The sequence below is a fragment of the Sphingobium sp. B7D2B genome, from assembly GCF_025961895.1.
Lineage (GTDB): Bacteria > Pseudomonadota > Alphaproteobacteria > Sphingomonadales > Sphingomonadaceae > Sphingobium.
Genome location: NZ_JAOQOM010000001.1, coordinates 170,549 through 190,720, shown reverse-complemented (window position 1 = coordinate 190,720; position 20,172 = coordinate 170,549). Strand labels below are relative to the sequence as shown.

The window sequence follows — 20,172 nt, the reverse complement described above, 5'->3', positions numbered from 1 at the left end:
AGCGGGTTTGTTCCACGTGGAACGTCGGCCTGCCCCGCAATGCTTTGACGCTCTTTGATGTGGCCGCTAGGGGCTGGGACATGAGCAAGCACGCGCAAGCCACGTTCGATGTCATCGTTGTCGGCGGCGGCCATGCCGGCACGGAAGCTGCGGCCGCTGCCGCGCGCCGCAGCGCGCGTGTCGCTTTGGTAACGGCCGATCCGATCCGCATCGGGGAAATGTCCTGTAATCCTTCCATCGGCGGGTTGGGCAAGGGCCACCTCGTACGTGAAGTGGATGCATTGGATGGGTTGATGGCGCGCGCCGCAGACAGCGCCGCGATCCATCGCCGAATGCTCAATGCCAGCAAGGGCGCCGCTGTTCGCGGCCCGCGTGTCCAGGCCGACCGCCGGAAATACCGCGCAGCCATTCAGAGTATGATCGCGGCGCAACCGGCCCTCTCGGTCATTGGCGGTGAAGTGGCGGCTTTGGAGGTCGGTCCTGCCGGGGCTTTGAGCGGGGTTGTGCTCGCGGATGGACAGAAGCTGGGCGGACAGGCCGTTGTCCTCACGACCGGAACATTTCTGGGCGGCCTGATGTTTAGGGGCGCGGAGCGAGCTGTGGGTGGGCGAATCGGTGAGCATGCCGCGAGTGCCTTGGCTCAGCAGTTGCGAGACCTCGATCTACCAATGGGCCGCCTCAAGACGGGCACACCGGCCCGTCTGGATGGACGCACCATAGATTGGGCCCGTTTGGAGGAGCAGCCGTCAGATCTCGACGCCTGGTCGATGTCCTATTTAGGTCTGGTTGAACGCGAACAGCTGCCGCAACTTCGCTGCGCCATCACCCGGACCAACGGCGAAACGCATCGCATCATTCGCGATAACCTCGGCCTCTCACCCTTGTTCTCTGGCGATATTGAGGGGAGGGGACCACGCTATTGTCCCTCAATCGAGGACAAGATTGTCCGCTTCGGAGACCGGGAGGGCCATCAGGTCTTCCTCGAGCCCGAGGGTCTGGATGATCATCTTGTCTATCCCAATGGCCTGAGTTCGTCCCTCCCGACGGACGTGCAAGTGGCGTTCCTCCGGTCCATGGAAGGGTTGGAGCAAGTCGAGGTCGCCGTTCCCGGCTACGCAGTCGAGTATGACCATATCGACCCGCGCGCCTTGGACCGGACCCTTTCGCTCCGTGCCATGCCTGCGCTCTTTCTGGCCGGTCAGATCAATGGCACCACCGGCTATGAGGAGGCTGCGGCACAGGGGCTTGTGGCTGGAGCGAACGCTGCCGCTCATGCCTTGGGTCTTGATCCTTTGCTGCTCGACCGGGCAGAAAGCTATATTGGCGTTCTTATCGACGATCTCTGCCTGCAGGGGATCACCGAACCCTACCGAATGCTGACCGCGCGCGCCGAATTCCGGCTGCGATTGCGTGCGGACAACGCTGCAACGCGACTGACGCCGACGGCTGTTCGGCTTGGCTTGGCAAGCTCAGCCCGAACGACCTGGTGGCACGAGCGAGAAGAAGCACGCGTGGCGCTCGCTGTCGTGTTGGAGAAGCTGGTGTCCGGCACTGATTTACGCGCAGCTGGGGCAGATGTTCGCGACGACGGTGTCCGCAGATCTCTCGCCGAGTGGGCTCGTTTCCCGGCAGTGGCGCGCGGGCATCTTGCCAAATATGCGCCGGCCCTCGAAACGGCGGAAGACGGCCTTGTCGAAGAGCTTTTGCAGGACGCGATCTATGCGCCTTACGTCGAAAGGCAGGACGCGGAAGTGAGGGCCCTCCGCGCCAATGATGCCATCGCGCTGCCCGCCGACCTCGATTTTTCTGCGGTCGGCGGTTTGAGCACAGAGATGGTCGAACGGTTGACCCTTGCGCGCCCCGAGACGCTTGGTGGTGCCGCCCGGATCAGGGGAATTACGCCGGCAGCTTTGGCCGCGCTGCTCGTCGCAGCGCGGACGGGCCGCGCCGCATGACGGAGGAAGAGGCGCAAGCGTGGCTCTCCGATCAAGGCTGGTGGGATGGTCCAACCGGGGATAGGCTGCGGACTTTTGTGGCCCTCGTACTGGAAGAGGCCGACCGGCAGAACCTCATTTCAGTTGGGACCAAGGCATCCATTTGGGCGCGGCATGTTGTAGACTCCGCCCAGTTGCTAACTCATGCGGTATCCGCTCAAACGCCCGCCGATGGATTGTGGCTGGACCTCGGAACCGGCGCTGGGTTTCCGGGCCTGGTCATCGGCTGCTTGCGCGAGGCGCCGATTCGGCTCGTAGAGGTCCGTCCGTTACGAGTCGCTTTCCTCAAACGCTGCGGCGACTCTCTCGGCCTCGATCACGTGGAGGTCGTCCAATCCAGGGTGGAATCGGCCCGATTCGATCGGCCCGCTGCCATTATCAGCGCCCGTGCTTATGCGCCTTTGGATCGACTGCTCACCACAGCGCATCATTTGGCGGACGAAAACACCATCTGGCTGCTCCCCAAGGGCCGGAGCAGTGAGAAGGAACTGGAAATTGTCCGGCCGCGCTGGCAAGCTATGTTTCACGTGGAACAAAGCGTCACGGACGCCGAAAGCGCCATTCTAACAGTCCGCCAGCTGAAAAAACGTGTCACGATCAGAGCGACCGATAAAAAGCCGAGCAGTTCGAGACGGAATGGCAATAGGCGCAAAGCGGCGACGTCTGCGGGGCCGAAAGGACAGTCATGATCAGCATTGCAATCGCGAACCAGAAAGGCGGCGTTGGCAAAACCACCACGGCGATCAATCTCGCTACTGGCTTGGCTGCCACTGGTCACCGCACCCTGCTGATCGATCTTGATCCGCAGGGAAATGCCTCCACGGGGATGGGGGTCACGACGAAGGATCGCGCGCGGTCGAGCTACGATTTGCTGATGGGGGACTGTGAGCTTGACGATGCGGTGATTCGTACGGTCGTGCCGGGCCTAGACCTCATTCCTGCCACGCAGGATCTCTCCGGGGCTGAGATCGAACTGATCGATGTCGAGCAAAGGACCCATCGTCTCGCCAACGCTCTGAACAATGCGGAAGCCGGTCGTTGGGAAGTCTGCCTGATCGACTGCCCGCCGTCGCTCGGGTTGCTAACGGTCAATGCCATGGTCGCGGTGCAATCGATCCTTGTGCCGCTGCAATGCGAGTTCTTTGCCCTTGAGGGCCTGTCGCAGCTGCTGCAGACCTTCGAGCGCATTCGGGCGCGGTTCAATCCGGACCTGTCAATCCTCGGCGTGGCGCTGACGATGTATGATCGCCGAAATCGGCTGACCGATCAGGTCGCGGACGATGTGCGGGCTTGTCTCGGTGACCTCGTGTTCAAGACGGTCATCCCGCGCAACGTCCGCCTCTCGGAGGCCCCCAGCCACGGGCTGCCCGCCCTCATCTACGACATGCGCTGCGCTGGATCGGAAGCCTATATGGCGCTCGCGCGCGAACTGATCGAGAAGCTTCCCGAGGAGACCGTAGCGGCATGAGCGACGCAGATGTATCCGGCAAGCCGCGCCGTTTGGGGCGCGGTCTTTCTGCCCTGCTCGGTGAAGTCGAACGCGACGTATCGGTGTCCGAAGAGGGCCGGGCTGGGGCGGAAAGCGGGGCAGGCGATGCGGACCGGCCCAAGGCCGTGCGCTTCCTTGAAATCGTGCGCGTGTCGCCTCATCCCGATCAGCCGCGGCGACATTTTGATGAAGGTGCGCTCTCTGAACTCGCAGACAGCATCCGCGAGCGGGGAATCATCCAGCCCATCGTTGTGCGACCGCTTGGGAATGATCGCTATCAGATCGTCGCGGGTGAGCGGCGCTGGCGGGCCGCGCAGAAGGCGCAGCTTCACCAGATCCCCGCGATCGTCCGCGACTTCACCGAGGCGGAGACGCTCGAGATTGCGCTGGTTGAGAACATCCAGCGGGAGGAGCTGAACCCGATTGAGGAGGCGCAAGCCTATCAGCGCCTGATCAATCAGTTTCACCACACGCAGGAAGCGCTGGCCCGGATCGTCGGCAAATCACGCAGTCATATTGCGAACCTGATCAGGCTGCTGGATTTGCCGGAGCCTGTTCAGGAGCTGGTGATGACAGGGGCCCTATCCATGGGTCACGGGCGCGCCCTTATCGGCTCCGCCGATTGCGCGGAACTGGCGAAAGATGTCGCCTCCAAGGGCCTGTCTGTTCGCGAAACAGAGCGTTTGGTTCGCTTGGCACGTGAAGGAAAATCCACGGCACGTGCTGAGGCGCGACCCGCATTGGGCCGCGATCCCGATCTGATCGCCATGGAACAGCACCTGTCGGATCTGCTCGGCCTTCGCGTCGGCATCAATCATGAGGGCGGGAAAGGCTCGCTGACCCTGCAATATTCCAGCCTCGAACAGCTGGACATGATCTGCCAGAAGCTGACCGGCGGCGGCTTCTAATCGCTTCCTTCGGGCGTCAGCGCCGCTTGGCCAGCGCGTCGAAAGCCTGAAGGTCGCGCAGAAGCGCTGGCAGGTCGCGCAACGGCACCATGTTCGGTCCGTCGCTCGGTGCGCGGTCAGGGTCTTCATGCGTCTCGATGAATATGGCCGCGACGCCGATCGCGACTGCAGCGCGGGCCAGCACGGGCACGAACCGCCGTTCGCCGCCTGAGCTTTCTCCACGTCCGCCCGGCTGCTGGACGCTGTGGGTGGCGTCGAAAACGACCGGGCAGCCCGTCTCCGCCAGAATCGGGAGGGCCCGCATGTCGCTGACCAATGTGTTATAGCCAAAGCTCGCGCCGCGTTCGGTCAGCATGACCTGATCGTTCCCGGCGCTGCGCAGCTTGCGCACGACATTCGCCATGTCCCAAGGGGCCAGAAACTGCCCTTTCTTGACGTTGACGACGCGGCCTGTTGCGGCAGCAGCCAGCAAGAGATCGGTCTGGCGGCAGAGGAAGGCCGGAATCTGCAGGACGTCCACGACCTCAGCGACCGGCGCGCATTGGGCTGCGTCATGCACATCAGTGATCACCGGGCAGCCGAACTGCGCTTTCACATCTGCAAAGACATCCAGCGCCTGCGCGAGGCCAATGCCGCGCGACGCATCGACAGAGGTGCGGTTCGCCTTATCGAAGCTGCTCTTGTAGATGAGCGGCATCCCGATTGCGCTGGTTATCTCGACAAGGGCCTGCGCCGTCTCCAGCGCATGCGCGCGTGATTCCATCGCGCAGGGGCCGGCAATCAGGGCAAGCGGGCGGCCATTGGCGATGCGCAGCGGGCCGATGGTGACGCTGTGAGGGGCAATCTCTGTCATGGACCCCGCATAGCCGCCCGAAGCGGTCCCGCAAAGCCCGAGCAGCGGGGGCGGCCGGCGTTGTCGGCGCCGCTCGCTTATTCTTCCGCCAGACAGGCGGCGAGGCCACTGCGATAATCTGGAAACCGGGGCTGCCATCCGAGAAGCCGTTTGGCCTTGCCATTCGCGACACGCCGGTTCTCGCTGTAGAAAGCCCGTGCGGCCGGAGACAGGCCTGCGGCTTCTATGGATTGAAGGGGCGGCGCCGGCCGGTCGAGAAGTGCGCAACCGAACGCGATGACGTCATTCTGAGAACAGGGCATGTCGTCGGCGAGATTATAGATGCCGGAAGGCCCAGCCATACCCGCCAGCACGCCTGAGACGATATCCTCCACGTGGATTCGACTAAATATCTGGTCCGGTAGATCGATGTTGCGGGCCCGGCCTTCGCGAATCCGATCCAGGGCACTGCGCCCCGGGCCATAAATCCCGGGCAACCGAAACACCCGAAGGCGCGCGCCAAGATTCTGCCAGGCTAGATCAGCAGCGGCTCGAGCATTGCGCCGGCCTTTGCCGACGGTTGCACTTTCATCCACCCATGCGCCGCCGGTATCCCCGTAGACTCCGGTCGAGGACAGATAGCCGATCCAACCGGCAGGCGCTTCTTCCAGCAAGGCACCGTAGCGCTGCAGCACTGGATCGCCTTCATCCGTCGGAGGAACAGAGGACAGGATGTGGGTCGCCCGGCGCATGGCGTTCGTGACCGCCGAGTCGTCATCGAATGCGATCGTGCCGGCACGCCCGGTCGCCTCGACCGTCCAACCGCGCGATCGGAGCGCCTCGGCGAGCCGTGTGGCGGTGTAACCCAGTCCAAAGATCAGCATGTGGGGCATCAGGTCGATTTCCGCATATGGATGCCCCTAATGGGCAGCCCCCCAGCTCGATCCGGTCCCAATTTCCACGCCAAGCGGCACGGTGAGCGTAACGAGTGGCTCTGCGGCGCTGGCCATGACAGAACGGATGATCGGCGTGGCGGCCGCCACATCGTCTTCCGGCAGCTCAAACACCAGCTCGTCATGGACCTGCAGCAACATCTTCACCCGGTCCAGCCCGGCATCGCGAAGAGCCGGACCCATCCGCACCATTGCGCGCTTGATGATGTCCGCGCTGGTTCCCTGAATAGGGGCGTTGATCGCGGCGCGCTCCGCACCCTGACGGACGTGCTGCACCGGCGACTTGATCTGGTTGAACCAGGTCTTGCGGCCGAACAGCGTGGTCGTGTGCCCCGTGGAACGCACCTTCTCCAGCGTCTCGTTGATATAGGCCGAGATGCCGGGGAAGCGGTCGAAATAGCGGCTGATCATGGCCTGCGCTTCGTCCGCGTCGATCTCCAGACGGGCCGCCAACCCCCAGCGAGAGATGCCATAGAGAATGGCGAAGTTGATGGTCTTGGCCCGCGCACGCGTCTCGCGGTTCATCTCGCCGAACAGCTCCTGGGCAGTCGCCGCGTGAATATCCTCGCCGCGCAGGAAGGCGTCCCGCAACTGCGGCACATCGGCCATGTGGGCCGCGAGGCGAAGCTCGATCTGGCTATAGTCCGCAGCCAGGATCACATTGCCCTGTTCGGCAATGAAGGCATCGCGAATCTGGCGACCGGTTTCGGTGCGGATGGGGATGTTTTGCAGGTTTGGGTCGGTCGAGGAGAGGCGGCCGGTCTGCGCGCCGGTCAGCGAGTAGCTGGTGTGGACGCGACCGGTATCGCGGTTGATCTGGGCCTGCAGGGCGTCGGTGTACGTCGATTTGAGCTTCGAAAGCTGGCGCCAGTCCAGCACCAGGCCGGCGATCTTGACGCCATCCGCCTTCATCCGCTCGAGCACGGTCACATCCGTGGAATAAGCGCCGGACTTGCCCTTTTTGCCGCCCTTAAGACCCATTTTCTCGAATAGGATCGCACCCAGCTGCTGGGTCGATCCGATGGCAAAGGGCTGGCCGGCCTCAGCGTGAATCTCTTCTTCCAGTCGCGCCATTTCCTGCGCGAACCGGCCGGAGAGCCGGGAGAGATGATCGCGGTCCACCTTGATGCCTCTACGCTCCATGCCGGCGACCACCGGAATGAGTGGGCGGTCCACCAGCTCATAGACCCGGGTCGCGCCTTCTTGGGCGAGGCGGGGCTTGAACCGCGTCCACAGCCGCCAGGTCACGTCTGCATCCTCGCCGCCATAGCGTGTGGCGGCATCGAGCGGCACCTGCGCAAAGCTGATCGCCTTCTTGCCGGTGCCGGTGACGTCCTTGAAGCTGATGCACGTATGCTCAAGCACCGCGTGCGCAACCTCATCCATGCCGTGGCCGGCAAGGGACTGCCCGGCATCGAGATCGAAGCTCATCACCAGCGTGTCATCGAAGGGCGTGACAGACAGCCCATGCCGGGCCAGCACGTTGAGATCATATTTGATGTTGTGGCCGATCTTCAGCACGCTCGCATCGGCAAACAACGGGCGGAGGCGGGCGATGGCGTCCGCAATGGGAATCTGTGGCGGCGCTTCGGCGAACATGTCGTCGCCGCTGCGGTGGCCTAGAGGGATATAACAGGCCGTGCCGGGGGCGGTGGCGAGGCAGATGCCCCCCAGATTGGCAGCCATGCTGTCGAGGGAATCCGTCTCCGTATCGATGGCGATGATGCCGCTGGCGTAGGACTGCGCGATCCACGCATCCAGCCGCTCCAGCGTCGTCACCGTTTCGTAGCTCTCGCAGTTGATCGGGGGCAGGGGGACGAAATCCGGCGTCGTCGGGTCGAGCGCGGCGTCCACGACCGCCTCGGCGACGGGATCGGCCGTCTGCCTCCCCGGCGCATGGCTGGCCATGCGGGCCAGCAGCGCCTTGAAGCCCTGATCCTCAAGAAAGGCGCGCAGCGGCTCGGCGGGGATGCCATCCAGCTTGAGATCATCAAGCGCGTGCGGCAGCGGGACTTCGCAATGGAGCGTCACCAGCTCGCGCGAGAGGCGGGCGAGCTCTGCATGCTCGATCAGCCGCTCCTTGAGCTTGGATGGCTTCATATCCGGCGCTGCGGCCAGCACCGCATCCAGGTCGCCATATTCCCCGATGAGCTTCGCAGCGGTCTTCGCGCCGACGCCGGGCACGCCGGGGACATTGTCGACGCTGTCGCCCATCAGGGCCAGCACATCGCGCAACTGCTCGGGCGCGACGCCGAACTTGTCCTGCACATAATCCGGCCCGCGTCGCTCGTTCTTCATCGTGTCGAGCATGTCCACGCCCGGCTGGATGAGCTGGGCCAGATCCTTGTCGGAGGAGACGATCGTCACGTCCCAGCCCTGCGCCACCGCCTGGCAGGTGTAGGTGGCGATGATATCGTCGGCCTCGAATCCGGCTTCCTCGATGCAGGGCAGCGAAAAGGCGCGGGTCGCCTCGCGGATCAGCGGAAACTGCGGGATCAGGTCTTCCGGGGGGGGCGGCCGGTGGGCCTTGTACTGATCGTAGAGATCGTTGCGGAAAGTGTGCGAGCCCTTGTCCAGGATCACCGCGAGATGGGTCGGCCCCTCCTCCTTGTCCAGCGCGTCGGCGAGCTTCCAGAGCATCGCCGTATAACCATATACCGCGCCGGCGGGCGTGCCATGACGGTTGGTGAGCGGTGGAAGCTGGTGATAGGCGCGAAAGATGTAACTCGAGCCATCGACGAGATAGAGATGATTGCGGGAAGCCATGTGAAGCGGGATAGCGCGGCCACGGGCGGGAGGCCAGCGCCGATCAGGCTCCATCCACGGCGAGGCGCCCCAGAGCCGGGTCATCGGTGAAGAAGCCATCCACCCCAAGCGACAGATAGCGCCGGATCTCTGCCACCGAGCCCGCCTCATGCCGGGCATTCTCGCCACCGGGACCACGCAGCTCGCTGGGCAAGAAGTGGTTCTCGGGGCGGAAGGTGTACAGATAGACGCGCACGCCGGCGGCATGGGCATCGGCCACAAGGGTGGTCGGCTTGCCGAGGTGGCCATTGGTGTCCAGCGGCATGACCGAGCGCGAGGAGGGGCCGATGGCGTCGGCATAGTCGGCAATGGCTGCGAGCCCGGCTGGGGATGCCATGTCGCCATAGGTCGTCTTCAGCCCGGCGAGGGCGGCATCGGCGGGCTGGCGGTCAAAGGTTTCAAACAACTGGAGCAGCTGGATATTCGCCGCCCGGCCGATTTTCTGCCGAATGGCGCGCAGATTGGTGGTTTCGAAGGACTGAATCACGATCGGGCAGCGGCGCGTATAATCGTGGCCGGCCAGCGCACTGAGCAGGACGTCTTCAGGCGGCAGGCCGATGCTGGCGAAGTATGTGGAGTGCTTGATTTCCGGAATCAGGCCGATCGTTCTGCCTTGCATTTCCGCTTGCGCCGCGACGAAGGCGATGATCTCGTCCAGCGTCGGGATGGGGAACTGGCCGTCGTAGCTTTGGCTTTCCGGGCGGATGGCACCCAATCGCTCGAAGGCACGCAGGGTCTTGAGTTCCGCGAGCGAAAAATCCTCGGTGAACCAGCCGGTGACCGCCTCGCCATCGATTTGCTTCGTGGTCCGGCGGTCTGCAAATTCTGGGCGCTTTGCCACATCAGTGGTGCCGCCGATCTCGTTTTCATGTCGCGCAACGAGCACGCCGTCGCGGGTCATCACCAGGTCCGGCTCGATGAAATCCGCGCCGTCCGCAATCGCCCGGCCATAAGATTCCAGCGTATGCTCGGGCCGCATGGCGCTCGCACCACGGTGGGCGAACACGAGGGGCGCCTTGCCGTCGAGCGTCTGAGCGCGGCCGGCTTCCCTGCCGATAGCGGGTGTCGCCAACGCCGCGACGCCCAAGCCGATCGCATCCCTTCGGGTCAACATTCCACCTCCATCGCGAGAGTCAGGACGGGCACGAGCCTACGCGTCGTGCTGGCGCATCTTCGTGACAGGACGATGGCGCTCATTTTGCCTCCTGCCCTCGCGCCCGTTGCCTGATTGGACTTGCCGCGATAGGAGGCCCCCAAGAAAAATCCGGATCACATAATCGAAGGAGCCGGCCGTGGCAGGCCATAGCAAATTCAAGAACATCATGCACCGCAAGGGCGCGCAGGACAAGAAGCGCTCGGCCATGTTCTCTAAGCTCTCGCGCGAGATCACCGTCGCGGCCAAGATGGGCGCGCCGGACCCGGACATGAATCCGCGTCTGCGGCTGGCGATCAACGCGGCCAAGGCGCAGTCCATGCCCAAGGACAACATCCAGCGCGCGATCGACAAGGCGAGCAAGGGTGACGCGGAGAATTATGAAGAAGTGCGCTATGAGGGCTACGGCCCGGGTGGCGTGGCGATCATCGTCGAGGCGCTGACCGACAACCGCAATCGCACCGCGACCAACGTCCGCACGGCTTTCTCCAAAAATGGTGGCAATCTGGGCGCGTCCGGCGCGGTGAGCCACGGGTTCGATCGCATGGGCCTGATCACCTATCCGGCCTCCGTCGGCGATCCGGACGCGATCTTCGAGGCTGCGCTGGAAGCGGGCGCGGACGATGTATCGTCGAACGACGATGAACATGAGATCTGGACGGCCATGGATGCCCTGCACGAGGTTGCCAAGGCACTGGAAGACAAGCTCGGCGCCGCAGCAAGCGCCAACCTCGCGTGGAAGCCGCAGACCACCGTGGAACTGGACGAGAGCAATGCCGGCACGCTGCTCAAGCTGGTCGACGCGCTGGACGATGACGACGACGTGCAGACCGTCTGGGGCAATTACGAGGTTCCCGACGACGTGATGGAAAAGCTGGGGTGATCGCCCGCATCTTGCGGCCATGATCATTCTGGGTCTCGACCCGGGCCTCGGCACCACGGGCTGGGGCCTGATCCGTGCGCAGGGCAATCGCCTGTCTCATATTGCCAATGGCCAGATCCGCACGGCAGCGAGCGATGCCTTGCCCGCCCGGCTGGTGGCGCTCGATGCGGCGCTGGCGACACTGATCGCGGAACATCGGCCGGCGGAAGCGGCGGTCGAAGAGGTGTTCATCAACACCAACCCGCAATCCACTCTCAAGCTGGGGCAGGCGCGGGGCGTCATTTTGCTCGGCGCCGCGCGCACCGGCATACCGGTCGGCGAATATGCAGCCCGGCTCGTCAAAAAAGCCATTGTGGGCGTGGGTAATGCGAGCAAGGATCAGATCCACGCCATGGTGATGCGATTGCTGCCGGGAACGAGCGTGGTCGGCCCTGATGCAGCAGATGCACTTGCCGTCGCCATCACCCATGCGCATCTTCGCGCCAGTCGGCGGCTCGAGCGAGGCGAGTGAGGTCAGGAAGCGGTCCCCGTGCGGGATGGTCGTCCGGTCGTTTTAGAAGGAGTTGGGCATGAAGTCGGCCCTCAGGCTTGGCGCAATGGCGATGATCGCGAGCGGCGTTGTGGCTGCACCCGCAGCGGCCGAACTGCCGCCATCGGTCAAGGCCATGCTGGATGCCGCCATCGCAAGCGGGGATGCCGGGGCGCTCGCCACCGTCGCGCGCTTTGCCAAGCAGACGCATCCCGACAATGCCGCGGAGATCGACGAGAAGATGCAGGCGCACAAGGCCGCCATTGATGCCGAGCGGGAAGCCCGGCTGAGGCAGGCGAGCTTCTTTCACGCCTGGTCAGGCAGTGGCGAACTGGGTGGCTTTATCACCACCGGCAATACCGAAAGCTCCGGCATCAGCGCAGGTCTCTCGCTTGAACGGCGTGGGATCGATTGGCTGCACAAGTTCCGCGCCAATGTCGACTATCAGCGCAGCGATGGCGTCACGACGCGCAACCAGTGGCTGGCAAGTTATGAGCCCAACTTCACCCTGAACGACGCGATCTACGCTTATGGGCTCGCGACATACGAGAAAGACCGGTTCCAGGGTTTTTCGGACCGCACCACGGCCTCGGGCGGCGTCGGTGTGCGGCTGGTGCGGCAGGCCGATTTCAGTCTGGACATCAAGGGCGGACCGGCTTGGCGGCACACCGTCGGGATCGACGAGCCCGATACGACTGAACTGAACACGCTCGCCGCCGCCGATCTGCGCTGGCAGATTTCACGCGCCTTCGAGCTCAAGAACAATGCCCAGGCGGTGTGGAGCTCCGGCAATAGCAGCTATGCGAACACCACTGGCCTCACCGGCAAGCTCAACGGTTCGCTCTCCGCGCGCCTCTCCTATGCGGTGCGCCATGAGACGTCGCCGCCCGCAGGCTCGGAGATGACGGATACGATTACGCGCGCGACGCTGGTCTACGATTTCTGACGCGCGCCTCGCTGCTGCCAGCGTCAGGCCTTGCCCCAGAAGAGGAACGCCACCGCGCCGATGAGGCAGGCCAGGGCACCGAAATGGCGCCAGTGGAGCGGTTCACCCAGAAAGGTGACCATGAAGACGCCGAAAACGGTTAGCGCGATGACTTCCTGCGTGATCTTGAGCTGGCCGGCGCTCCAGCCGCTGGCATAGCCGATGCGATTGGCCGGCACCGCAAAGCAATATTCGAAAAAGGCGATGCCCCAGCTGATCAGGATGACCAGTGCGAGCGGTTTGCTCATGCCGCCCTTGAGATGCCAGTACCAGGCCGTGGTCATCAGGATGTTGGAGGCGAGCAGCAGCGCGATCGTGGGCATGAAGCCCAAATGGCAGGTTCGCCGTGGGAAGGCGATGGGGAAAATACGCCGCTCGGGAGCGTGATTTTCACCGGTGGTGACTATCGCGCGACCATCGTGCTCCGCGCGATCCGAACGACCAGTGGGACCATGCCGGGATAGTTGGCCCGATCATAGGTCGACCCCGCGCCCAGATGCTGCGCGATCCGGCGATGGGCCTCGCCCAGCGCATGATAGGGCATGCTCGGCAGCAAATGGTGAAGCGCGTGATAGCGCAGACCGACCGGTGCCCAGAGCGCGGCCAGTGGGGCGGGTGGCGGCACATTGACGGAATCGAGGAACTGGCCGGTCACCGTCATCGTCTCGCCTTCATTCTCCCAGAGATGGGCGACCAGCGTGCGAAGCTGATTGGCGACCATCGCTACCGAGAGGATTGCAAGATAGGTGAGCAGCGGACGCCAGCCGAGCAGCGGCACGCTGGCGATGAGTGCCATCGACCAGAGGCTGGTCCCGGCTTCCTGCCAAGCCCACATCCGCGCAAAGTCACCCTCCGGCGCGCGGCGCCGATAATCGGGATTGATGGAGAGGGCCGAGTAGCGCTCCACGATGAACCGGCGCAGCGGCGGGATGACGAGGCTGAGCGGTGCCAGCACGCCGAAGCGGACGATGAACGCCACCGGGGCTAGAGCGGCCACGAGGATGAACAGCGGCAGGCTCCACGGCTTCATCAGCGCAAGCGGCAGATATTCGGGATCATCAATGGTGCCATAGCGCGTCTTGGCATGATGCTGGGTGTGCACGCCTTCATAGAGGAAGGAGGGGAACAGCAAGGGAATGCCGATCAGCAGGTTCCACGTGAAACGAAAGCCCGGCAGCGCACCCGCCCGGATATGCGTCAGTTCGTGAATGAAGCTCGTCGCGCGATACAGTGCCAGAGCGGAAATCAAGCCAGCGAGGGCCACCACCCAACCCTGCGAGGCCAGCATGGCCAGCGCCATGGCAGCATAGCCGACCAGCGCGGAGACCAGAAAATCAGGCCAGTAAATGCCCGGCCGCGCGGTTGCCAGATCGCGCGTCAAATCCACGGCGGCACGGAGCATCGCCATGTCATCGGGCGTGGTTGCCAGCGGAGGGCCCGCTGCGGCGGGGGCCTTGCCGGCTGGCGCGGACGGCGCGGCGTCCAGTCTCTGGTCGATTGCGGTCATGCAGAGGGGTCCTATCGGTCGAATGAGCACAGATCATGGCAGCAATGTGATTTTGTTCTGCCGCCACGGCGCGCGGCTTGACAAATCCGCCGCCAGTTCCGCAGTGCTGTGCCCTCTCAGCAGCGCCTCATCGTCGAAGCGCGGGACAGGGGTATCGCCGTGACGTCAGCCGATTTAGTGATCACTCCCGTCTCCGGCAAGGCCGACATGGCGGCGTTCATCGATTTGGCATGGACCATCTATGCCGATGATCCCCATTGGGTGCCGCCGCTGAAGAGCGAAGTGCGGAGCCTGCTGACACCGGGGAAGAACCCGTTTCACGAACATGCCGAGCATCAATATTTCCTCGCCCGGCGCGGCGGCAAGGTCGTGGGACGCGTCAGCGCGCATATCGATCATCTCGCCATTTCCATGCCCGCCGAGCAGGGCATGGGGCCGGGAACGGGCAATTTCGGCATGTTCGAGGCTATGGATGAAGCGACCGCGCACGCGCTGATCGCGACGGCGGAAGGCTGGCTGGGCGAGCGGGGGATGACCCGGGTGCTCGGCCCGATCTCGCTCTCCATCTGGGAGGAGCCAGGCCTTCTCGTGAAGGGCTTCGACCATTCACCTACGGTGATGATGGGCCATAACAGGCCGGAATATCGCGCGTGGATCGAATCGGCCGGCTATGCCCATGCCAAGCAGCTCGATACTTACGAGCTCGACATCACGCAGGAATTTCCGCCGCTGATCCAACGGATCGTCCAATCCGGCGAGCGCAACGAGCGCATTCGCATTCGCCATGTCGACAAGAGCGAGTTCGACCGGGATGCAGCGATCATCCTGCATATTCTCAACGATGCCTGGGGCCGCAACTGGGGTTTCGTGCCGATCACCGATCATGAGGTCGCGCATTTCGGCAAGGCGCTCAAGCCGCTGGTGTTCGAGGACCTGATTCGCATTGCCGAGCTGGATGGCGAGCCGGTGGCCTTCATGATGACGCTGCCGGACATGAACGAAGCGCTTGCCCGCCTCAACGGCACGCTCTTCCCCTTCGGCTGGGCAAAGCTGCTCTGGTGGCTGCGCAAGCCCAAGGTCCGCACCATGCGCGTGCCGCTGATGGGCGTGGTCCAGCGGCTCCAATCCTCGCGCATGGCGAGCCAGCTGGCGTTCATGATGATCGAATATATCCGCCGCGATGCCATCACCCATTATGGCGCGACGCGTGGGGAGATCGGCTGGATCCTCGATGATAATCAGGGCATGAAAGCCATTGCCGAGGCGATCGAGAGCCGCATCAACCGCAGCTATGTGATCTACCAGAAGCCGCTTTGACCGCTTCGCAAATCGGTACCGGCAACCCCTCTCTTGCGCGCAGGGGACTGCCGGGCCTAGGGACGGGCAAGGCCCTTATCGGAGACGCGCCATGTTGCGGCAACTGACCCCATCCCTATTCGTCGCCCCGCAGATCGATGCGGATGTCGTGGCGCAGGCTGCGGCGATGGGCATCTCGCTCATCGTGAACAACCGACCCGAGGGTGAGTCCGCAGACCAGACCTCCGGCGACACGATCGAGGCGGCGGCGCGGGCGGCGGGGCTCGATTATGTCGCCATTCCCGTCTCGCATAGCGGCTTTGCGCCCTGGCAGCTCGATGCGCTGGATGAGGCACTCGCGAAGAATGGCGAGGGCAAGGCGCTCTGTTATTGCCGCTCCGGCACCCGCAGCACGCTGCTTTGGGCTTTGGCAAGGGCACGGGCCGGCGACTCGCCCCATGTCCTGGCCGAGCAGGCGGCGGCGGCGGGCTATGATCTCTCGCCGATTCGCGAGATGATGCACGCACTGGCCAGCGAGAAGGGGTGACTGACCCCGCCAGCGCTCCTGTTCAGAACGCGAGGCGCAGCGCCGGCCAGAGCAGCATCAGCACGCCGATCATGCTGATGCCGAACACCATCGTCCGCACCACCGGAACCCCTGCAGCATAAAGCGGCAGATAGACGATGCGCGCACCGAGCCAGAGCGCGGCGCCGATGGCCGTCCATCGATCGAACAGGCCAAGCTGCGCATCGATGAGGATGGCGATGGCGACGATCGGAAAGGTCTCGAAATAATTTGCCTGCGCCCGCGCCAGCCGCCCGACGAGCGGTCTGGGCTCGGGCAGCGACTGATCGCGCGCCCCCACATTCCACGCGGTGCCATATTGCGCGGTCTTCGCCCGCACGGCAGCGAAGATGTGAACGAGGGCAAGCAGGCAGCCCCAGGCCAGAATGATCAGTTCAATCGGCATCGTTCAGTCTCCTCATCGGGCGTCTTTCGCCGGACGAGGAATAGGACGGTCAGGCGCGAAATGAAATTGCCGTGTCCGGGACTGCAAATCGTCAGCTGCGGCCGCCCAAAAAAAGGCCGGCGCTTTCACGCCGGCCCAGGGATGTTCGCAGGAGGAACAACGGACGGCGGGGACCTTTCGCCCCCGCCGAATTCGGATCAGTTGTAGGCGCGCTCGCCGTGCTCGCCGAGGTCGAGGCCTTCCTGCTCGACTTCGGTGCTCACCCGCAGGCCAGTGAGGGCCTTGGCGATGAACATGGCGATGACGGTGCCGACGGCGGCGATGACGATCGTGGCAAGCACGGCCGTGATCTGGGTGACCAGCTGGTCGCCCATCGCATAGTCGGCGCCACCAGGGCCGCCGAGCGAGGGCGAATAGACCACTGCGGTGCCGATGGCGCCGATGATGCCGCCCACGCCGTGGATGCCGAAGGCGTCCAGCGAGTCGTCATAACCCAGCGCCGGCTTCACCTTCGCGACGAAGAAGTAGCAGACGATGGAGGCAACGGCACCGAGAACGATGGCACCGAACGGACCGGAGTTGCCCGCAGCGGGTGTCACGGCGACGAGGCCGGCGATGATGCCCGAGCAGAAGCCGAGTGCCGAACCCTTGTGACCCATCACGCGCTCGGTGAGCATCCAGAAGAGACCGGCCGAGGCGGTGGCGACGAAGGTGTTGATCATGGCGAGAGCCGCCGAGCCATTGGCCTCAAGCGCCGAACCGGCGTTGAAGCCGAACCAGCCGACCCACAGCAGGCCGGTGCCGACCATGGTCAGCGTCAGGCTGTGCGGGGGCATCGGCTCGCTGGGGAAGCCCTTGCGCTTGCCGAGGATCAGGGCGGCGACCAGCGCGGACACGCCCGCATTGATGTGCACCACCGTACCGCCGGCGAAGTCCAGAGCACCCATGGCGAAGAATACGCCGCGCGCTTCCCAGACCATGTGGGCGACCGGGAAGTAGACGATGGTCAGCCAGACGATGGCAAAGACCATGATGGCCGAGAACTTCATGCGCTCGACGATGCCGCCAAGCACGAGGGCGATGGTGATCGCGGCGAAGGTCATCTGGAAGCTGACGAACACATATTCCGAGATCACTTCAGACGTGAAGGTCGCGGCCGTCGAATCCGGCGTGATGCCAGCAAGGAAGAACTTGCCCCAGCTGATGAACTGATTGCCTTCGGGGCCGAAGGCGAGGCCGTAGCCGTACATCACCCAGATGAGCATCGCGAGCGCCGCAACGGCGCCGATCTGAGTCATGGTGGCGATCATGTTTTTGGAACGTGTCAGGCCGCCGTAGAACAGGGCAAGGCCAGGCAGGATCATGAGGAGAACGAGGACGGTGGCCGTCATCATCCATGCGTTGTTACCCGGATTGGGAACGGCAGGCGCAGCTTCCGCTGCGGCCTCCTGCGCCCATGCGGGCAAGGCGGCGAAGAGCGAAAGGCCCAGAGCCCCCGCCGCGCCGCAGAATGTCTTGAAAGGTGTCATGCGTTACCCCCTTTAACTTACAGCGCGGTTTCGCCGGTTTCGCCGGTGCGGATGCGGATGGCTTGTCCCACGTCGAGGACGAAGATCTTGCCATCGCCGATGGCGCCGCTGTTGGCGGCCTGCTGCACGGCTTCCACGACACGCGGCGCGAGGGCATCGTCACAGACGACCTCGACCTTGATCTTCGGGACCATGTTGGTGGAATATTCCGCACCGCGGTAGATTTCGGTCTGGCCCTTCTGGCGGCCAAAACCCTTCACTTCACTTACTGTCATACCAGCCACGCCCAGCGCAGAGAGAGCTTCACGCACCTCGTCCAGCTTGAACGGCTTGATGATTGCCATAATGAGTTTCATCTCTTGCGCCCCCATTGGTTGCAGCGGAATGCCATGCAAGAGCTGTGCCAAATCATAAACGAGGCGTTAAAGCGGTCGGCAGTCGGGCCTCGTTGAGGCGATTGCCTCAAATTGAGGCGGCATGTGTGGCCACTGCTTAAAAAGTACGCACAGAGCGTTCGCGATTAAAAGCTAGATAGGGCCCCGACGCCCCGCGACGTCAGATCGAGCGGGAGCGGCCCTGCGGATAACTGCCCAGCAGACGGACCCATTTGCTGTGGAACGCCAGTTCTTCCAGCGCGCGGTCGACGGCGGGATCGCCGGGCATCCCCTCGATATCGGCGTAGAACTCCGTCGCCGAGAAGCTGGCGCCGCGCTGATAGCTCTCCAGCTTGGTCATATTCACCCCGTTGGTCGCAAACCCGCCCATTGCCTTGTAAAGTGCGGCGGGGATGTTCTTCACCTCGAAGAGGAAGCTCGTCATCACCGGCCCGTCGCGCGAGGGCATGATCGCATCGCGGCCCAGCACGACGAAGCGCGTCATGTTGTCGCTGCTGTCCTCGATCTTCTCATCATGGATCGTGAGACCATAGAGTCGCGCGGCGAGCGAGGGCGCGATCGCCGCTGCGCCGGGCTCGCGGACCTCGGCGACCAGCGCGGCCGCGCCGGCGGTGTCGGCATAGACGATCGGGCGTATGCCACGTCTGCGCAGATATTTCCGGCACTGCCCCAGCGCCTGCACATGACTGAGTGCGCTGACCGGCGGCGTATCGTCGGCGCTCATCAGGCTGTGGTGGATTGGGAGGAAATATTCGTCGATGATCGACAGGCCGGATTCGGGCAGCAGAAAGTGCATGTCCGCAACCCGCCCATGCAGCGAATTCTCGATGGGAATCATCGCGCGGTCGGCACGGCCATCGCGCACGGCATCCAGCGCGTCTTCGAAGCTGAAGCAGGGCAGGGGCAGGCCGTCCGGCGCAAAATCCATCACCGCCAGATGCGAATTGGCGCCCGGCGCGCCCTGAAAGCTGATCGCACGCTCAGGCGCGCGCGCGGCGGCGTCCGTCATCTCGGCGACAAGGCGCTGCGCGGGGAGCGGGTAAGTGTCCATGATGGCCGCTGCGCTTAGGGCTTTGGGCCTTGCCGCGCAAGGCGCCGGCACATGTGTCGCGACACAGGCCTTCCGACAGGCTTGCACCCGCGCAATGCAGTCATTAAGGGGAGCGCCGACGGGCACCGGCAGCGCCGCGATTGAGGAGGTCGCGCGTCGGGTAGATTTCTGGAGATTGAGGGCGCATGAGCGATCGTTTCAATACCATTGCAGGCTGGGCACTGTTTGGCGGCATCATTGCGCTTGGCAGCGGCATTGTGAGCAGCAAGCTGTTTCACGCCGAGCGTCCCGAGCCGATGGGCTACGCGATCGAGGGCGTTGAGGCGGAAGGTGAGGGCGGTGCATCCGGTCCTTCGCTGAACACGCTGCTCGCCTCGGCGGACGTGGCAGCCGGTGAGAAGGTCTTCGCCAAGTGCGTGGCCTGCCACACGGTCAATCAGGGCGGCGCCAATGGTATCGGCCCCAACCTCTGGGCCGTCGTTGGCGATCCGATCGGCCACGGCCGTGGCGGCTTCGCTTTCTCGGATGCGCTCAAGAAGGTGGGCGGCAACTGGACCTTCGAGCAGCTGGATCACTGGCTGACCTCGCCGCGCTCCTTCGCCAACGGCACGAAGATGAGCTTCGCCGGTCTCAGCAAGCCTGAAGATCGCGCCAATCTGATTGCCTATCTCAACACGCAGGGCTCGAACCTGCCTCTCCCGGCTGCCGATGCGCCGGCTGAGGCTGCGGCAGAGGGCGGTGCCGACAATGCAGCCGCTGCAGGCAATGCGGCGGAAGCGGGCGCTGAGGGCGCTGCCGCCAACGCTGCGACGCCGCACGAATAATCTCGTTAGCCAGAGCCCGGCTTGGGTTCGGCCAAATATTCAAGCAGGCGCGGGGCAACCCGCGCCGC

The 20,172-nt window shown here is 63.9% G+C and carries 20 protein-coding genes; 10 read left to right on the top strand and 10 right to left on the bottom strand.

Translation table 11 applies throughout. The features are described 5' to 3' along the window. The first annotated feature begins 80 nt into the window (after window positions 1-80). The 4 genes from mnmG to M2341_RS00860 are packed head-to-tail and all read left to right on the top strand — an operon-like array spanning window position 81 to window position 4,391. Complete coding sequence (gene mnmG, locus M2341_RS00875; RefSeq protein WP_264583881.1) at window positions 81-1,955, top strand: tRNA uridine-5-carboxymethylaminomethyl(34) synthesis enzyme MnmG; 1,875 nt, start codon at window positions 81-83, stop codon at window positions 1,953-1,955. Continuing rightward, window positions 1,952-2,683 carry a 16S rRNA (guanine(527)-N(7))-methyltransferase RsmG gene (gene rsmG, locus M2341_RS00870; RefSeq protein WP_264583880.1) on the top strand — a complete coding sequence of 244 codons (732 nt, stop codon included), beginning with the start codon at window positions 1,952-1,954 and terminating at the stop codon, window positions 2,681-2,683. Before mnmG ends, rsmG begins: the two co-directional genes overlap by 4 nt. Next, the gene (locus M2341_RS00865) at window positions 2,680-3,462 is read left to right on the top strand and encodes a ParA family protein (RefSeq protein ID WP_264583879.1); all 783 of its coding nucleotides are present in this window, start codon (window positions 2,680-2,682) and stop codon (window positions 3,460-3,462) included. Before rsmG ends, M2341_RS00865 begins: the two co-directional genes overlap by 4 nt. Further along, window positions 3,459-4,391, top strand: a complete 933-nt coding sequence (locus tag M2341_RS00860; protein WP_264583878.1) for a ParB/RepB/Spo0J family partition protein — start codon at window positions 3,459-3,461, stop codon at window positions 4,389-4,391. Before M2341_RS00865 ends, M2341_RS00860 begins: the two co-directional genes overlap by 4 nt. A gap of 16 nt (window positions 4,392-4,407) precedes the next feature. On the opposite strand, the gene kdsA is transcribed toward M2341_RS00860, so the two are convergent. The 4 genes from kdsA to M2341_RS00840 form a co-directional block, all read right to left on the bottom strand. Next, window positions 4,408-5,244, bottom strand: coding sequence for a 3-deoxy-8-phosphooctulonate synthase (gene kdsA, locus M2341_RS00855; protein WP_264583877.1), 837 nt, complete (start codon window positions 5,242-5,244; stop codon window positions 4,408-4,410). A gap of 77 nt (window positions 5,245-5,321) precedes the next feature. Then, window positions 5,322-6,116 (bottom strand): SDR family NAD(P)-dependent oxidoreductase, encoded by a 795-nt coding sequence (locus M2341_RS00850; protein WP_264583876.1) that lies wholly within the window; start codon window positions 6,114-6,116, stop codon window positions 5,322-5,324. A 27-nt stretch (window positions 6,117-6,143) separates the two neighbouring features. After that, complete coding sequence (gene polA / locus M2341_RS00845; RefSeq protein WP_264583875.1) at window positions 6,144-8,942, bottom strand: DNA polymerase I; 2,799 nt, start codon at window positions 8,940-8,942, stop codon at window positions 6,144-6,146. 43 nt (window positions 8,943-8,985) lie between these two features. Continuing rightward, window positions 8,986-10,068 (bottom strand): glycerophosphodiester phosphodiesterase, encoded by a 1,083-nt coding sequence (locus M2341_RS00840; RefSeq protein ID WP_319801035.1) that lies wholly within the window; start codon window positions 10,066-10,068, stop codon window positions 8,986-8,988. Window positions 10,069-10,273: 205 nt separating this feature from the next. Here M2341_RS00840 and M2341_RS00835 point away from each other — a divergent pair, with 205 nt between their 5' ends. The 3 genes from M2341_RS00835 to M2341_RS00825 are packed head-to-tail and all read left to right on the top strand — an operon-like array spanning window position 10,274 to window position 12,492. Beyond that, a complete protein-coding gene (locus tag M2341_RS00835; protein WP_181561084.1) occupies window positions 10,274-11,017 on the top strand; it encodes a YebC/PmpR family DNA-binding transcriptional regulator in 744 nt (247 codons plus the stop codon). A 19-nt stretch (window positions 11,018-11,036) separates the two neighbouring features. After that, complete coding sequence (gene ruvC, locus M2341_RS00830; RefSeq protein ID WP_264583873.1) at window positions 11,037-11,528, top strand: crossover junction endodeoxyribonuclease RuvC; 492 nt, start codon at window positions 11,037-11,039, stop codon at window positions 11,526-11,528. A 58-nt stretch (window positions 11,529-11,586) separates the two neighbouring features. Further along, window positions 11,587-12,492 (top strand): YdiY family protein, encoded by a 906-nt coding sequence (locus M2341_RS00825; protein WP_264583872.1) that lies wholly within the window; start codon window positions 11,587-11,589, stop codon window positions 12,490-12,492. A gap of 23 nt (window positions 12,493-12,515) precedes the next feature. On the opposite strand, the gene M2341_RS00820 is transcribed toward M2341_RS00825, so the two are convergent. Next, complete coding sequence (locus tag M2341_RS00820; RefSeq protein WP_264577726.1) at window positions 12,516-12,854, bottom strand: DMT family protein; 339 nt, start codon at window positions 12,852-12,854, stop codon at window positions 12,516-12,518. An 80-nt stretch (window positions 12,855-12,934) separates the two neighbouring features. Then, on the bottom strand, window positions 12,935-14,038 hold the full coding sequence (locus M2341_RS00815) for a fatty acid desaturase family protein (RefSeq protein WP_413715176.1): 1,104 nt from the start codon (window positions 14,036-14,038) through the stop codon (window positions 12,935-12,937). Window positions 14,039-14,245: 207 nt separating this feature from the next. Here M2341_RS00815 and M2341_RS00810 point away from each other — a divergent pair, with 207 nt between their 5' ends. Then, window positions 14,246-15,355, top strand: coding sequence for an N-acetyltransferase (locus M2341_RS00810; protein WP_413715674.1), 1,110 nt, complete (start codon window positions 14,246-14,248; stop codon window positions 15,353-15,355). A gap of 91 nt (window positions 15,356-15,446) precedes the next feature. Then, window positions 15,447-15,881: a TIGR01244 family sulfur transferase gene (locus M2341_RS00805; protein ID WP_264583870.1), complete on the top strand. Its 435-nt coding sequence runs from the start codon at window positions 15,447-15,449 to the stop codon at window positions 15,879-15,881. A gap of 22 nt (window positions 15,882-15,903) precedes the next feature. On the opposite strand, the gene M2341_RS00800 is transcribed toward M2341_RS00805, so the two are convergent. The 4 genes from M2341_RS00800 to M2341_RS00785 form a co-directional block, all read right to left on the bottom strand. Beyond that, the gene (locus M2341_RS00800; protein WP_264583869.1) at window positions 15,904-16,305 is read right to left on the bottom strand and encodes an MAPEG family protein; all 402 of its coding nucleotides are present in this window, start codon (window positions 16,303-16,305) and stop codon (window positions 15,904-15,906) included. A gap of 197 nt (window positions 16,306-16,502) precedes the next feature. Then, entirely contained in the window at window positions 16,503-17,834 is a 1,332-nt protein-coding gene (locus M2341_RS00795) for an ammonium transporter (protein WP_264583868.1), read from the bottom strand. Between the two features lie 17 nt (window positions 17,835-17,851). Further along, complete coding sequence (locus M2341_RS00790) at window positions 17,852-18,190, bottom strand: P-II family nitrogen regulator (protein ID WP_181561093.1); 339 nt, start codon at window positions 18,188-18,190, stop codon at window positions 17,852-17,854. Window positions 18,191-18,389: 199 nt separating this feature from the next. Further along, complete coding sequence (locus M2341_RS00785) at window positions 18,390-19,280, bottom strand: prephenate dehydratase (protein WP_264583867.1); 891 nt, start codon at window positions 19,278-19,280, stop codon at window positions 18,390-18,392. 185 nt (window positions 19,281-19,465) lie between these two features. Between M2341_RS00785 and M2341_RS00780 the strand changes: the two genes are divergently transcribed. After that, the gene (locus tag M2341_RS00780; protein WP_264583866.1) at window positions 19,466-20,104 is read left to right on the top strand and encodes a c-type cytochrome; all 639 of its coding nucleotides are present in this window, start codon (window positions 19,466-19,468) and stop codon (window positions 20,102-20,104) included. Window positions 20,105-20,172 lie beyond the last annotated feature (68 nt).